This window comes from Paracoccus marinus (genome assembly GCF_007018965.1).
Classification (GTDB): domain Bacteria; phylum Pseudomonadota; class Alphaproteobacteria; order Rhodobacterales; family Rhodobacteraceae; genus Paracoccus; species Paracoccus marinus.
This window is the reverse complement of sequence record NZ_VJYZ01000005.1, coordinates 128934-143237: the sequence shown is the minus strand read 5'-3', so window position 1 is coordinate 143237 and position 14304 is coordinate 128934. Positions and strand designations below refer to the sequence as shown.

16 protein-coding genes are annotated in these 14304 nt (G+C 69.9%); 7 read left to right on the top strand and 9 right to left on the bottom strand.

From position 1 onward, the window contains the following. Positions 1–37: 37 nt before the first annotated feature. The 5 genes from FNF32_RS03290 to FNF32_RS03270 form a co-directional block, all read right to left on the bottom strand. The gene (locus FNF32_RS03290) at positions 38–655 is read right to left on the bottom strand and encodes a ribonuclease HII (protein WP_131674292.1); all 618 of its coding nucleotides are present in this window, start codon (positions 653–655) and stop codon (positions 38–40) included. A 154-nt stretch (positions 656–809) separates the two neighbouring features. Continuing rightward, on the bottom strand, positions 810–1349 hold the full coding sequence (locus tag FNF32_RS03285) for a type 1 glutamine amidotransferase domain-containing protein (RefSeq protein ID WP_131674263.1): 540 nt from the start codon (positions 1347–1349) through the stop codon (positions 810–812). A gap of 78 nt (positions 1350–1427) precedes the next feature. Further along, positions 1428–3203 carry a glycosyl transferase family 90 gene (locus FNF32_RS03280; protein WP_131674264.1) on the bottom strand — a complete coding sequence of 592 codons (1776 nt, stop codon included), beginning with the start codon at positions 3201–3203 and terminating at the stop codon, positions 1428–1430. Next, the gene (locus FNF32_RS03275; protein WP_425467881.1) at positions 3200–4450 is read right to left on the bottom strand and encodes an MFS transporter; all 1251 of its coding nucleotides are present in this window, start codon (positions 4448–4450) and stop codon (positions 3200–3202) included. The genes FNF32_RS03280 and FNF32_RS03275 overlap by 4 nt, the downstream gene beginning before the upstream one ends. Before the next feature lie 160 nt (positions 4451–4610). Beyond that, positions 4611–5426 carry an oxepin-CoA hydrolase, alternative type gene (locus tag FNF32_RS03270; RefSeq protein ID WP_131674265.1) on the bottom strand — a complete coding sequence of 272 codons (816 nt, stop codon included), beginning with the start codon at positions 5424–5426 and terminating at the stop codon, positions 4611–4613. Between the two features lie 251 nt (positions 5427–5677). On the opposite strand from FNF32_RS03270, the gene FNF32_RS03265 reads away from it, so the two are divergent. Beyond that, entirely contained in the window at positions 5678–7324 is a 1647-nt protein-coding gene (locus tag FNF32_RS03265; protein ID WP_246087660.1) for a L,D-transpeptidase family protein, read from the top strand. Beyond that, complete coding sequence (locus FNF32_RS03260; protein WP_246087659.1) at positions 7325–8260, top strand: extensin-like domain-containing protein; 936 nt, start codon at positions 7325–7327, stop codon at positions 8258–8260. 9 nt (positions 8261–8269) lie between these two features. Here FNF32_RS03260 and FNF32_RS03255 read toward each other — a convergent pair whose 3' ends face one another. From FNF32_RS03255 to FNF32_RS03240, 4 genes are all read right to left on the bottom strand, one after another. Beyond that, positions 8270–8998 carry a Crp/Fnr family transcriptional regulator gene (locus FNF32_RS03255; RefSeq protein ID WP_131674266.1) on the bottom strand — a complete coding sequence of 243 codons (729 nt, stop codon included), beginning with the start codon at positions 8996–8998 and terminating at the stop codon, positions 8270–8272. A gap of 138 nt (positions 8999–9136) precedes the next feature. Continuing rightward, complete coding sequence (locus tag FNF32_RS03250; protein ID WP_246087658.1) at positions 9137–10066, bottom strand: YsnF/AvaK domain-containing protein; 930 nt, start codon at positions 10064–10066, stop codon at positions 9137–9139. A 52-nt stretch (positions 10067–10118) separates the two neighbouring features. After that, on the bottom strand, positions 10119–10733 hold the full coding sequence (locus FNF32_RS03245; protein WP_221930644.1) for a YsnF/AvaK domain-containing protein: 615 nt from the start codon (positions 10731–10733) through the stop codon (positions 10119–10121). 71 nt (positions 10734–10804) lie between these two features. Continuing rightward, positions 10805–12148, bottom strand: a complete 1344-nt coding sequence (locus FNF32_RS03240) for a FliI/YscN family ATPase (RefSeq protein WP_131674268.1) — start codon at positions 12146–12148, stop codon at positions 10805–10807. A gap of 93 nt (positions 12149–12241) precedes the next feature. Between FNF32_RS03240 and FNF32_RS03235 the strand changes: the two genes are divergently transcribed. From FNF32_RS03235 to FNF32_RS03215, 5 genes are read left to right on the top strand one after another with little or no spacing between them, the layout of a single operon-like run. Beyond that, the gene (locus tag FNF32_RS03235) at positions 12242–12622 is read left to right on the top strand and encodes a FlgB family protein (protein WP_131674269.1); all 381 of its coding nucleotides are present in this window, start codon (positions 12242–12244) and stop codon (positions 12620–12622) included. 8 nt (positions 12623–12630) lie between these two features. Further along, positions 12631–13020, top strand: coding sequence for a flagellar basal body rod protein FlgC (gene flgC / locus FNF32_RS03230; RefSeq protein WP_131674270.1), 390 nt, complete (start codon positions 12631–12633; stop codon positions 13018–13020). A gap of 11 nt (positions 13021–13031) precedes the next feature. After that, positions 13032–13316: a flagellar hook-basal body complex protein FliE gene (gene fliE / locus FNF32_RS03225; RefSeq protein WP_131674271.1), complete on the top strand. Its 285-nt coding sequence runs from the start codon at positions 13032–13034 to the stop codon at positions 13314–13316. 5 nt (positions 13317–13321) lie between these two features. Further along, complete coding sequence (locus tag FNF32_RS03220; RefSeq protein ID WP_131674272.1) at positions 13322–13588, top strand: flagellar biosynthetic protein FliQ; 267 nt, start codon at positions 13322–13324, stop codon at positions 13586–13588. Between the two features lies 1 nt (position 13589). Further along, on the top strand, positions 13590–14303 hold the full coding sequence (locus FNF32_RS03215; protein ID WP_131674273.1) for a flagellar hook-basal body complex protein: 714 nt from the start codon (positions 13590–13592) through the stop codon (positions 14301–14303). Position 14304 lies beyond the last annotated feature (1 nt).

Here is a 14304-nt window from a genome sequence, read left to right as displayed (position 1 = left end):
GAGTCAGGACCGAATCGCGGTCAAATAGTATATTGAATCAAGTACTTGCGATTTCATCTTTACACAAGATGTTGTGGACGGGCGCAAAGTCGCGCCTATGGAACGGGGTGGCGCCCAGTTCCCGCAGCGCCTTCTTGTGGGCGGGCGTCGGATAGCCCGCGTTGATGTCCCACCCGTAGCCGGGGTGCTGTTGCGCCAAATCCACCATGATCCGGTCGCGCGTGACCTTGGCGATGATCGAGGCGGCCGCGATCGACGCGGATTGCGCGTCGCCGCCGATGATCGCGCGGCCCGCGACCGACAGCCCGCGTGGCAGGCGGTTGCCGTCGATCAGCGCCACGCAGGGGCGCGCCCGCAGCGCCTCGACCGCGCGGCACATCGCAAGGTGCGCGGCGTGGTAGATGTTGATCGCGTCGATTTCCTCGACGGTGGCGTGGGCGACGGCCCAGTCGGCGCAGGCCATGACGCGCTGCGCCAGCCGCTCGCGCTCGGCGGCGTTCAGCTTCTTTGAATCGTTGAGGCCGCGCGGGATGCCGCGGGCGGGCAGGATCACCGCCGCCGCCGTGACCGGACCGGCAAGCGGGCCGCGCCCCGCCTCGTCCACGCCGCAGACGAGGATCGCGCCGTCGGCCAACGCTTCGCGTTCGTGGCGCATCCCGCAGGGCGCGCCCGGCCGCGCGCGGGGGCGCGGGCGCGGGTCGTGCAGCTGCGGTCCGAAAAGATCCTTCATGGCGCGCATGTCCCCTGATCGCCGGGACCTTAGCGCAGCACGCCCCCGCGGGAAAACCCCGCAGGGGCGTGCAGGTTCGTCAGCGGGCGAGCGCCGCCTTGATCGCGTCCACGAAGTCCGGGATATCCTTGGGATTGCGGCTGGTGATGTAGTTGCCGTCCACCACGACGCTTTCGTCCTGCACGTCGGCGCCCGCGTTCTTCAGGTCGGTGCGGATGCTGGTGTAGCAGGTCATCTTCTTGCCCTGCGTCAGCCCGGCCTCGATCAGCAGCCACGGCGCGTGGCAGATGGCGGCCACGGTCTTGTCGGCGGCGGCGAAGTTGCGGACCAGATCGACGGCCGACTTTTCCTCGCGCAGCTTGTCGGGGTTGATCTGGCCGCCCGGCAGCACCAGCGCGTCCCATTCGTCGATCTTCACGTCGGCGATGGCGATCCCGGCCTTGACGCTCTTGCCCCAGTCGGTCTTGTCCCAGCCCTGGATCTTGCCGGTCTTCAGCGACGCGATCTCGACCGTCGCGCCGGCCTTTTCCAGCGCTTTCAGCGGCTCGGTCAGCTCGACTTCCTCGAAGCCGTCGGTCGCCATGAAGAGGACGCGCTTGCCGGTCAGGTCCTGTGCCATCGGTTTTCCTTCCATATGGTTCGCTCGGAAAACGTCAGGCGGCGCGGTGCGTTCCGGCTGATATTTGACGGGTTCCGGTCAGAACGGAAAGGTGGCGGGCGGCAGCGTCTCGGCCACGGCGCGCATGACCGCCAGCTGACCGCCCCGGTCCGACAGCATCCGAACCGCGGCGCGGGCGGCGGAGGACATGGCGCGGCAGGCGTTCGGGTTCGCGCGCGCCCAGTCCAGCCGCAGGGCCAGGTCGCCGCAGCCGGGCTCAAGCGGGATATAGTGTTCCCACGGCCGGAACAGGGCGGAGTAATAAACCTCCCACCCCGCTTCCTCGTTGAGGACAACAGAGTTCGAGTTCGCGGCCCAGATGAAGCTGGTGCCCACGTCGAAGCCCGCGAGGCACAGCTGATAGCGATAGCCAAGCATCTCACGGCGCGACAGCCGGGGCCGGATCAGCTGCGCGAGGGGCGCGCGGTCGGCAAATGGTCGCAGGACGCGCGCGGGAACAAGGCCCAGGTTCATGTCGGGGTTGTCCGCATGCGCCAGCAGGATCGCGGCGCGGGGAATGGTGGCGGCGGCGCGTTCGGCATCGACCCAGGAGGACGGATCGCCGGCCGTGCGGGACGCGCGGGCGAAAAGCGTGTGCGCGGCGGGGCCGAGCGTGCCGTCGGGCGCGCGGCTGTTCCCCGACAGGCTGCCGCGCCAGACGACCGCGTCGATCTTGTCCGCAAAGGAAAGGTCGTCATCGCTTTCGGCCAGCGCATAGGCCGGATTGCCTATCGCGTGGACGCCGGGCAAGGGCCACAGCGCCACGTTCACGGCGTCCGCGCGGCGGTTGTAGGCCAGCACCGGCTCGCCCACCGGCGCGCCTTCGTCCGACCCGATCCGGCGGCCGTCCTGCATGTCGATGTGGAACGGCTTGCCGAACGCCACCGCACGCAGGTCGTTCACGACCCCCTCGAGCCGCTCGATCTTGTGCGGGCCGGGGCGGGCGAAAATGCGGCGCGGCGGACCCGTATCGGCACCAAGCGCCAGCGGCCAGCGCCCCCCGTCGCGCCGCCATGCGCCCTGCCGGCCGTTGAACCACGCGTAAAGCGGCGACACGGCCGCCGTCACATCCCCTGTTCCCGGCGACACCCGGCCGACGCAATGCGCCACCAGGCGGTCCACGGTGGCCTGATCGACAAGGCCGCGCGCGCGGGTCGCGGGCGGGCGGTCGTCGTCCAGAAGCGCAAGCGCCCGTGCCGGGTCCGGCGGCGCGGAACGCAGGGGGGACGCGGCCACGGCGAGGTCCGGCACCTGCGCCGCAAGCGCCCTCCGCAGCGCGGGCGGGTCGAGCGCGTCGATATCCAGTTCAAGGTAGCGTCCACTCGCGCCGAACCGTGCCCGGACGGCATCGAGATGCGCGTGCCAATCGTCCGACCACAGGCGCGGCAGGTCCGACACCGCGCAGCCGCGATGCAGCGCGGTCATCGGCGCCGACCGGTTCAGGTCGGTCGCGCACAGCCGCTCGACCAGCCACGCCTCGACCTCGCGGGTGGTCATCACGATCAGCGCGTCGGGAAAATGGCGGTCGATCCAGTCGAGTTCGCGAAACGCCTCGATCGGCGGGCGGGCGGGTCCGGCGTGGCTGTGCAGCTCGGCCAGCAGCGCCAGATCGCGCCAGCCCGGCTGCGGTGGCCGCCCGGCGGCGGCCAGATAGGCGATCTCGGCCGCCGCCGCGCCCCGGTCCCAGCACAGAACCGGCAGGCCGTTGCGGCGAAACAGCCGGGCGAGCGCCTGCCCGCCGCAGCTGTCGAAGCCGACGTGGATGACCTGCCGCCGGGTCGGCGCGGATGCGGGCGCCGGATCGCCCGACGTCACGCGGCGCGCAGCGATTTCTCGCTGGGCAGCAGGATCGTGGCCAGGCCCAGAACCGGCAGGAACGAGCACAGCAGGTACACGAACTCGATCCCGCGGGCGTCGGCGACCTGCCCCAGCAGCGCGGCGGCGACCCCGCCCATGCCGAAGGCAAAGCCGAAGAACAGCCCCGCGATCATGCCGGTGCGGCCCGGCACCAGTTCCTGCGCGTAGACGACGATGGCGGGAAAGGCCGAGGCGAGCACCAGCCCGATCAGCACCGACAGGATGCCCGTGGGGATCAGCCCCACATGCGGCAGCAGCAGCGTCAGCGGCAGCGCGCCGAGGATCGACACCCATATCACGGTCAGCGCGCCGACACGGTCGCCGATGATCCCGCCCAGCATCACCCCGGCCGCCATCCCGCCGAGGAAGAGGAACAGCATGACCTGGCTCATCTGCGCGCTGACGCCGAACTTCTCGATCAGGAAGAAGGTGTAGTAGCTCGACAGGCTGGCGGTGTAGAAGTTCTTGGTCATGACCAGCAGCGCCAGCACCGCGATCGCGCCGACCACCCGGCCGCGCGGCAGGCGCGGCGTGGGCGCGGCAAGCGTCTTGGCGGCGCGGCGCCGCCCCTCGGCCCAGGCGCCCACGCGCCACAGCGCGGCGGCGCCCGCCAGCGCGAACAGCGCGACCCAGCCGATCACCGGCCGCCCCAGCGGCACCACCAGGAACGCGGCCAGCAGCGGCCCCAGCGCCTGACCGAAGTTGCCGCCCAGCTGGAACAGCGACTGCGCGGTTCCGAACCGCCCGCCCGACGCGATGCGGGCCACGCGCGAGCTTTCCGGGTGGAACACGGACGACCCGATTCCGATCAGCATCGCGCCGACCAGCAGCCAGCCATAGCTTGGCGCCTGCGACAGCAGCGCCACCCCGCAGAAGGTCGTGAGCATCCCCACCGCCAGCGATTTCGGCATCGGCCGCTTGTCGGTGACGATCCCCACCAGCGGCTGCAGGATCGAGGCCGTCACCTGAAAGGCAAAGGTCATCAATCCGACCTGCGCGTAGGTCAGGCTGAACTCCGCCCGCAGCAGGGGATAGATCGCCGACAGCAGCGACTGCATGACGTCGTTGACCATGTGGCACAGGCTGATCGCGCCCAGCACCGACCACGCGGTGACGGCTGCGGCAGAGGCGGATTGCGAATTGGCGGGGGTGACGGTCGCGGTGGAGTGGGTCGTGGCGGGGTGGGACGCGGTGGGGTGGCTCACGGCGGATTTCCGGTGCTTGGACGAACGAAAAACGGCGGGCGGGAAAGGCCGGCGCGTCGGTGGACCGCCGCGCCGGGGTGCCCGGAAGGGGCGCTTGCGGCTGCCGAATGTCAACGCCCCCCGGCCGCTTTTTCAGCCCCCGGCCGTTCGCTCGCCACGCTTACCCTGCGGGCGCGTCCCCGGCCGCCCGGCGCAGCGCCGGATAGTCGGGCGCGCGCTTGCCCAGGAAGGCGGCCATCCCCTCGTACGCCTCGGGGCTGCCGATCGCGCGGGCCATCAGCGGGGTCTCGGCGGCAAGCTGGCGTTCCATCAGCTGTTCGCGCGCGCTCGTCAGCAGGGACTTGATCGCCGCCTGCCCTTCGGCCGGGCCCGCCGCCAGCCGGTCCGCCAGCGCGTGCGCCGCGTCCAGCGCCTGGCCGGGCTCGGCCAATGCGTTGATCGCGCCAAGCTGGTGCAGCCGCTCGGCCCCGATCGGCTGCCCCGTCAGCAGCAGTTCGGCCGCCAGCGCGGGCGGCAGCGCCGCCGCGACGCTGGCCGACAGCCCCCCGTCGGGCACGAGGCCCGCGTTGACATAGGCGGCGGTAAAGCGTGCGTCTCGCGCCGCCACGATCAGGTCGCAGGCGAACGCGATCGAGAACCCCGCCCCCGCCGCGCCGCCGTCCACCGCCGCGATCACCGGGCGGGGGCAGCGCATGATGTCGCGGATCAGGTTGGCGAGGTTGGCGATCCCCTCGTGGCGCTGTTCCTCGCCGACCGACGCGGCCTTCATCAGCATGTTGAGATCGCCGCCCGCGCAGAAAAATCCGCCCTCGCCGACAAGGATCACGGCGGCGATGCGCGGCTCTGCCGCCGCCTGCGCGAAGGCCTTGCGCATCCCGGCGGTCCATTCGGCCGACATCGCGTTGCGGCGCGCCACGTTGCGGTTGACGACGACCAGACGGTCGCCCTTGTCGATGATCTCACATTCGGCGGCCATGGGAACGTTCCTTCCTGCTGGTGGCGCGGGGGCGCAAAGCCGCCCGGGTTCGCGCCGCATTTCACGCACGCCGCGCCGCCCCCGCAAGTCCCGTCGGCCGCTACGCTGCGGCCAGGGCGCGCTGCCCCGGCATGGATTCAAGGATTGTTGACCGGACGCACGCCGCCCTGCCCTTGCCCGCGCCCCCGTTCTTGCCGACAAGCAAACGAGCCAACAAGAAACGTCGCCCCGAGGTCATGATGCCGGTCACGATGCCAGTCACGATGCCAGCCGCGATGCAGGTCGCAATGCCGCAGCCCCGCCTCCGCAGCTTCCGCGCGGCCGCGCTGTGCCTGATCGCGCTCGGCGCGCTGCCGCTCGCGGCCGGGGCGCAGTCGCCATCGGCCCGCGCGGACATCAACTCGCAGGATATCGAACTTGCGGAATACACCGGCGGCGACCTGCCGCAGGGGCAGTCGGCGCTGACCGCGCGGATCCAGATCCTGCTCGACCGATCGGGCGTGTCGCCGGGCGTCGTGGACGGCTTCAAGGGCGGGATGAGCCAGAGCGCGATCCTTGCCTTCGAACGGGGGCACGGCCTGGCGCAGGACGGGATCATGGACCCCGACATCTGGAACCTGCTTCACGCCTATGCGGACGCGCCGATGACGACCGACTACACGATCGTCGATGCCGACGCCGAGGGGCTGGTCGAAAGCATTCCGTCGGACTACGCCGAAAAGGCCGCGATGACCTCGCAGGGCTACACCTCGGTCGTCGAGAAGCTGGGCGAGCGGTTTCACATGGACGACAAGTTCCTGGCCCAGCTGAACCCCGGCGCGTCGTTCGTTCCCGGCGAGACGATCCGCATCACGCTGCCCGCGAAACCGATCAGGGCCAAGGTCGCGCGCATCATCGTCGACAAGCAGACGAGCCGGGTCGCGGCCTATGACGCGGACGGGCGCATGGTCGCGGATTATCCGGCGACCGTGGGATCGGGCGAGACGCCGTCGCCGCACGGGATCCACAAGGTGACGGCGGTGGCGCTGGACCCGACCTATACCTACGATCCGTCCAAGAACTTCAAGCAGGGTGAAAACGACCGTGTGCTGGTCGTGCCGGCAGGCCCGAACGCGCCGGTGGGCAACGTGTGGATCGACCTCAGCGAGCCGACATACGGCCTGCACGGCACGCCCTCGCCGTCGCGGCTGTTCGTCCAGCAGTCGCATGGCTGCGTCCGGCTGACCAACTGGGACGCGCGAGAACTTGCCCACATGGTCCAGCCGGGCAGCACCGAGGTGGAGTTCCTGGCACCCGGCGTCAGCATCGCCGATGCGGCGGGCGTGGGGGCCACGATGGCGGGCAGCCGCCCGCCTGCGTCGGCGCGGCCCGCGGGCGACCTGTCGTTGCCGGGCGGCAGCGCGACCGACGTGGCCGTCGCGCAGGCGATCGGCGGCAGCGCGGGTGCGTTGACGCTGGTCACCTCGCAGCGTCCCGGCGCGAACCCGCTGCGTGGCGTCGCGTCCGCAACAGCGACGGCAGCGACGGCAGCGACGGCAGCGACGGCGACCGAGATGCCGGACATGACCGCCACGCAAACGGTGCCGCTGCCGGCGGACATGGTGCAGACCACGCAGGATCTGGCGGACCCCTCGATGGCCGCACAGCCCATGCCGCTGCCCGGCAACGTCGCTTCCGAGCAGCCGATCCCCTTCGAACTGCCGCCCGTGGGGACCCCTGAGACTGCCGTTCCGGCCCAGATGCAGACGCAGCCGACTGCGCGGCAGGTCCAGCCGATGGCGCCGGGGCAGCTGGTGATCGATCCTTTCGCGGCCCCGGTCGCCGTTCCGCGCGCCGCCATCCCCCCGGTGGTGGAGCCCGCCGCGACCGTCCTGCCCCCGTCGATGTCGGATCGCTGAGTGCGCGTGCGCGTCCTTGCCGCGGCCGCCGCGCTGGCGCTTGCGGGCGGTGTGGTCGCGTTGGCGCAGACGCCGCCACCCGACCGCACCGGCGCGTCCATCGATCCCGCCCCGGCGGACCGCCCGCCCGAACGCCCCTCGGACCCGACCGCGGCAGGTCACAGCCCGCCACCCGATACGCGCCAGACGCAGGGAAAACTGATCCCGCCCGAGGATTTCGAGGCGCCGCCCGTGTCGCCGGATGACGGAGCCAAGCCCAAGACGCAGGGCCGGCTGATCCCGCCCGAGGACATGCCGCCCCCGCCCGGATCGCAAGCGTCGGTCCCGCCCACGCCGCTCGGCCCGCCCGTTCCCCAGCTTCTGCGCGAAAGCGACTTCGACCTATCCGCCTGCAAGCTGGAACTGACGGTCCTCGGCGCGACCTTTGAAGATGCGGCCGGGATCACCGACCCGGCCGACCGCGACTGCGGGATCGCGCGCCCCATCCGCGTGACCGAGATCCTGCCGGGCCTCGCGCTGGAAGGCGGCGCAGACATGCGCTGCGACACCGCGCGTGCGTTGGCCCACTGGACCCGCGACTTCGTCCAGCCCGCGGCCGCGCGCCTGCCCGGCGCCCCGCGCGTGACCGCAATGACGCTTGGGACGACCTATTTCTGCCGGCCGGTTGTGGGCGGCGCCAGCACCTCGCGCCTGTCGGAACACGCGGTCGGCAACGCCATCGACATTGCGGCCTTCCGCTTCGACGACGGCACCGACCTGACCGTCGCCCCGCGCGAGGACAGCGGCGACCTGCTGGAATCGTTCCAGGCGGCGGTGCGCAGCAGCGCCTGCTTGGCGTTCACGACCGTCCTTGGCCCCGGATCGAATGACGCCCATTCCGACCACCTGCACCTCGACATCAAGGCGCGGAACGGCGGCTATCGTCTTTGCCAGTGAGGCGCCGCCTCAGCGCGGCCGGTAGCCGATTTCCAGGTAGGTCGGGTCGAACCGCGCCAGCCGCGTCAGCCCATCCCACGACAGGATCTCGACCTCGGACCCTTGCCAGCGGACCAGCTTGCGGTCGCGCAGGTCACGCACCGCCCGGTTGATGTGGATCGAGGAATAGCCCAGGATCTCGGCCAGTTCGCGCTGCAGCAGCGGCACCGTCATGATGTAGTCGCGGACAGCGCCCACCGACGACATCCGCACGTAAAGTTCGCAGATGAGATGCGCCAGATGGGCGCTGGAGCGAAGGACCGAGCTTGCGAACAGCCATTGCCGGTGAACAGCGGCGTCGATGGCCGTGGTCATCCAGAACAGCCGCGTGAGGTGCGGAAAATGCTCGGTCATCTGGGCGAGCTCGGTATGGTCGACGAACTCGACCTCGACCCGGCCGAACGCCACGACAGCGTGGTCGAGTTCCTTCAGGACAAAGGCGTGCAGATCGACGAAATCGCCCGGAACATGCAGGGCGGTGATGGCCTGCACCGCAGGTTTTCCCGCAAGCATCGTGACCCGGCCGGCGAGCCCTGACACCACGAGGCAGCTGCGGGTATGCGGACCCGGCGATACGATGACCTCGCCCGGCTGGAACGTCTCAAGCCTGGTCGGCATGGCGGCAAGCCGCGCCAGGTCGTCTTCGGAAAGTTCATCACGCAGCTGAAGAAAGCGCGTGAAGTAGCCGCCTAGTGCCATTTGATATGTCCTGATGAGGCTGCCCCAGAGCGACCTGCGGCAGCTTTAGTCGAAGTGATGCGGATTATTGACAAAAAGCAACACGAATAAAAACGGGTGGCCCGCATGGGCCACCCGACGGTCAATGGGCCGAACGGATCAGCGGAACGTGTCGTCGCGGTCGGTCAGGTTGCGATCGACGGTGCGGTCGATCGTGCTGTCCACGTCGCGGTCGATCGCGGTGCGCTCGTCCTCGATCTCGACCTCGGTCTTGCGGACCGTGTCGCGAACCGTTTCGGTGCGGCTTTCGACGTTCTTGCTCAGGTCGATTTCCTCGACGACGCGGGCGTCCTTGCTGACGACCGGGGTCTCGCGGTACTCGCGGGCCTCGATCGTGCGCTCTTCGAACGCGCCGGTCTCGGCCGGACGGTCGACGGGGCGGCGCTGAACCTGAACGGTCTCGCTGCGCAGGTCCACGTCCTGTTCCACGGGGATCTCGCGGACATACGAGCGGACGCGGACGCGGCCGGCATCGGTTTCGCGCTTGGCGACGCTCAGACGCTCCTCGACCACGTCGATGTGTTCGCCGCCGCGCAGGTTGCGGTCGGTGAGGTCGCGGTCGGTCGCGGTCACGTCGCGGTCGGCAAAGGTCGAGCCGACGGCCGCGCCGGTCGCGGCACCCGCGCCGGTGTAGCCCTGCCAGCCCTGGCTGCGCCATTCGCTTTCGCGGGCGTCCAGATCGACGGCGCCTTCGTCATCGAGGATGTCGAGCGCGCGGTCGTACATGTTTTCCGGCACGTTCGACACGGTGACCAGGTAGCCGCCGCGGTTCAGGCCCTCGGCATAGGCATAACGGTCTTCTTCGGGGAAGAAGAAGTCGCCGATGGACTCGAAGAAGCCGCGGTCACGGTCGGTGACGCCCGGGGCGGTATCGACGGAGTAGCCGCCGTTTTCTTCGCCGGTCAGGACCACGTCGGCGATGCCGACTTCCTTCAGCCGCGCGACGGCGCGGTCAGCGTCCTCACGGGTGTCGAACATGGCGGAAAGGCTGCGAGCCGCGCCGGCTTGGTAGTCTTGTTCCATGGCCATCGTAACATTCCTATCGATGAAGGTTGGTTGAAGAGAGTTTGTCGCTGACGGTTCAGACAGTCTTGCGGTCCGGGACTTCTTGGGATGTCCCGGCCGGGTCGTACGCGCCCGCGCCTTTGGACACGGGCGAGACCCGGCCTTCGGCATCGACGCGTTCCACGACCACGCGCTGGCGACGCAGGTTGACCGGCAGTTCTGTCGGCTCCTGCGTGACGACGCGGCGGACGTGGATTTCCTCGGTGACGAAAAGACGGGTCACGACGACCGCGCGCTCCTCGACGACGGGAATGATGGTCACGTCGCCTTCGGTGCGGGGTTCGGGGGCGGTATCGACCTCCCGTTCGACGGCGTGGCGGGTCACCTCGACGATCTCGGCCCGCACGGTGGCGGGAACGACGTCGTCGAAGGAATCCGTCACGGTCCGCACCCGGATCAGGCCGGTTTCCTCGCGGACGACTTCCACCGTCGCGAATTCCTCGGCAAGTTCCAGGGTCTGACGAAGGTCGCGGTTCGACGGGTCATTCAGACCCGCCACACCCGCGACCTGCGTCGGGGCAGCCGATACCGCTTCGCCGGGAAGTTGATCGCGGGTAAGATCGGACATGGCCACCCCTTGGGCAAAACTGCGCTCGTCAACTCGCCGGGGCAGTCGTCCCGGCGTGCGCATTCCAACACCCGCCGGGTGTGAAAGTTCCGGCGCTTCCGGTGCTTGGGTGGCCCGTCGCCTGCGACCAAATGTCAGAGGCGGGGCGGGGAACCGGATGCCGCCGGGGCTGCTCGGCGACCGCTTTCCAGTGCCGCGGCAAGCAACCGGAAGCTGTCATCGGTGCCCTGCGCGGTGCGGGTGACGAAGCTGTCGAGACCGGGGTAAAGCCGCACCGCCTCGTCCAGAACGGGGTCCGACCCTTGCGCGTAAAGACCCGCGCGGATCATCAGTTCGGATTCGGCATAGGCCCCCATCGCGGCGCGCGCGCGACCGATCAGCGCGTTCTCGGCGGCCGACGCCGCGTGCGGCAAAGAACGAGAGACCGACCGAAGCACGTCTACGGCGGGAAACCGCCCGCGCTCGGCGATCTTGCGGTCAAGCACGACGTGCCCATCCAGGACCCCGCGCAGGATGTCGGCGACCGGCTCCTCCATATCCGAGCCCGCGACCAGCACGCTGAAGATCGCGGTGATGTCGCCCGATCCCTCGGGCCCCGGGCCCGAACGTTCGGCCAGCGACATGATCGTCTGCGAGGTCGAAGGGGGAAAGCCGCGATAGCTCGGCGCCTCGCCCGAGGCGAGCGCGATTTCACGGTGCGCCTCGGCAAAACGGGTGATCGAGTCGGCGAGGAACAGCACGTGGCGGCCCTGGTCGCGAAAATGTTCGGCCACCGCCATCGCGGCCCAGGCGCAGCGGCGGCGGATCAGCGGCGGCTGGTCCGATGTGGCGGCGACCACGACCGCGCGGGCCATGCCTTCAGGGCCCAAAGTGGTTTCCACGAACTCGCGCAGTTCGCGCCCGCGCTCGCCCACCATGGCGATCACGACCACGTCGGCCTCGACCCCGCGGGCGAGCGCGGACAGCAGCGTGGACTTGCCGACGCCCGACCCGGCGAACAACCCGATCCGCTGGCCACGGACCAGCGGCAGCAGCGTGTCGAATACGGCAAGCCCGGTCCCAAGCCTGCCGCCCAGCCGGTTGCGCCCCGCGGCGGGCGGCGGCGGCGTCTGGAAACCCCGCTCGGTCCGCCCCGGCGCAAGCGGGCGTCCGTCGAGCGGGCGCCCGAATGGATCGACGATCCGCCCCACCCATGCATCGGATGTGGCGATCGCCGGGGCGAACAGAAGCTCTGCCGGCGCGCCCACCGACAGCCCGTCGGCCGCGCCTTCGGGCAGGACCTCGGCCTGGTCCGCGCCCAGCGCCACGATCTCGCCGAACAGCGCCCCGTCGCCAAGGCTCACCCGGTCGCCGATCGACGCGCGGCGTCCCAGCCCGCCGACGATCACCAGTCCCGCCCTGATCGCCGTCACCTCGCCCCATACGCGCGCCACGCGCAGGCGGCGGATGCGGGCGGCGACGGCTTCTGCAGCGTCCATGTTAAGTCCCCGTTAACGAAAAACACAAGCGTCTCAACCGTTTATAAACATCTCAGGGTTAAGACCGGGTTTATCGGACAAGAGGAGAAGCCCTTGCTGGACAGAATCGGAATCATGCGGATGGCGGGCCAGATGGGCGCGCACGCCGCGGCGCGCCAGTCCCAGGTGGCCCGCAACGTCGCCAACGCGGACACGCCCGGCTACCGGGCGCAGGACCTGCGCGACTTCACCGACAGCATTGACGCCCCCGCGACGGGCCTGCGCGCCACGCGCCGCCAGCATATCCCCGCAAGCGAACCGACCGGCGCCCTTTCGCACATCGACGCGGGCGGCGAGCCCTCGCCCAACGGCAACACGGTCTCGATCGAGGACGAGCTGGTGCGCCAGGCCGATACCAAGCGGCAGTTCGACCTGTCCCTGTCGGTCTATCAGTCCGGGCTGTCGCTGTTGCGCACCAGCCTCGGCCGGCGCTGAGGCGGATCATGGCCGAACTGACCGCCACCGCCATCGCCGCCTCGGGGATGAAGGCGCAATCCGTGCGCCTGCGCCACATCTCGGAAAACATCGCCAACGCCGACACGCCCGGCTACCGCCGCAAGCTGGTCGAGTTCGAACCCCAGCACGCTCACGGCCGCGACACCGGCGCCGTCACCACGAGCCGCAGCCAGCACGACCGCGCCGCCCTGCCCGAAATCTACGATCCGGGCAACCCGATGGCGGGCGACGACGGCTACTACCTCGGCTCGAACGTCGATCTGGTGATCGAGATCGCCGACTCGCGCGAGGCGAGCCGCAGCTACGAGGCGAACCTCAAGGTGTTCGAGCAGTCGCGCCAGATGTCGTCCGCCCTTCTTGACCTGATCCGCCGCTGAGGAGCGTTGCCATGATCCAGAACGCCGTTTCCGCCTATGCCGCCGCCCGCCCCGCCGTGGCGCCCTCTGCCACCCCCGGCGCGGGTCTGGGACAGGCGCTGTCCGGCGCCGCCGCCGATTTCACCCAGGTCATGGCGCAGACCGACATCGCCGCGCAGGGCGCGATGACCGGCGCCGCCGATACCCACCAGCTGGTCCAGTCGATCGCCGAGGCGCAGCTTGCGCTCGAGACGGCGGTGGCGATCCGCGACAAGGTGGTCGAGGCCTACCAGGACATCCTGCGGATGCCGGTCTGACGATCATGGACGAGACCCAGATCTTCGACATGACCCGGCAGGCGCTGTGGATCGCGGTGCAGATGTCCGCGCCCCTTCTGATCGTGGCGCTGGTCGCGGGCGTGGCGATCGGCCTGTTCCAGGCGCTGACCTCGGTGCAGGAGATGACGCTGACCTTCGTGCCCAAGGTGGGCCTGATGCTCGCCGTCTTCTGGGTCACGATGAGCTTCATGACGACGCTGCTGTCGGGCTTCTTCACCGATCAGATCCTGCCTTTGGTCGGGGGCGGCTGAGATGGACAACGCGATCTACGCCAGCCTCACCCGCCAGTCCGGCCTGATGCGCGAGATGCGCGCGGTCGCCAACAACGTGGCCAACGCCGACACAACCGGCTTCCGGCGCGAGGGCGTGGTGTTTTCCGAACACATGACCTCGCTCGACCACGCCGGCGAGACGCTGTCGATGGCGAACGCGCGCGGCCGCGACGTGGACCTGCGCCCCGGCTCGCTGTCGGGCACCGGCGGGACCTGGGATCTTGGCCTTGAAGGCGACGGCTTCTTCATGGTCGCGACGCCGCAGGGCAACCGGCTGACCCGCGCGGGTAGCTTCACGCCTTCGGCCGAAGGGCAGGTCGTCAACGGCGACGGCCATCCGCTGCTGGACGACGGCCAGGCGCCGATTATCGTGCCGCCGGGCGCGCGGTCGGTGTCCGTGGCCCCCGACGGGACCGTGGCCGCCGACGGGCTGCCGCTTGCGCGCGTGGGCATCTTCGCGCCCGGGCAGTCCCAGGACATGCGCCATTTCGGCGGCACGCTGTTCGGGGCCGACGGGGCCCAGCCCCTGCCCCGGGCGACGGTGCGCCAGGGTTTTCTGGAAGGATCGAACGTCGATCCGGTGCTGGAAATCGCCCGCATGGTCGAGGTCCAGCGCGCATACGAGCTTGGCCAGTCGTTTCTCGACGCCGAGGACCAGCGGATCCGCGCCGCCATCACATCCCTCACACGCTGAA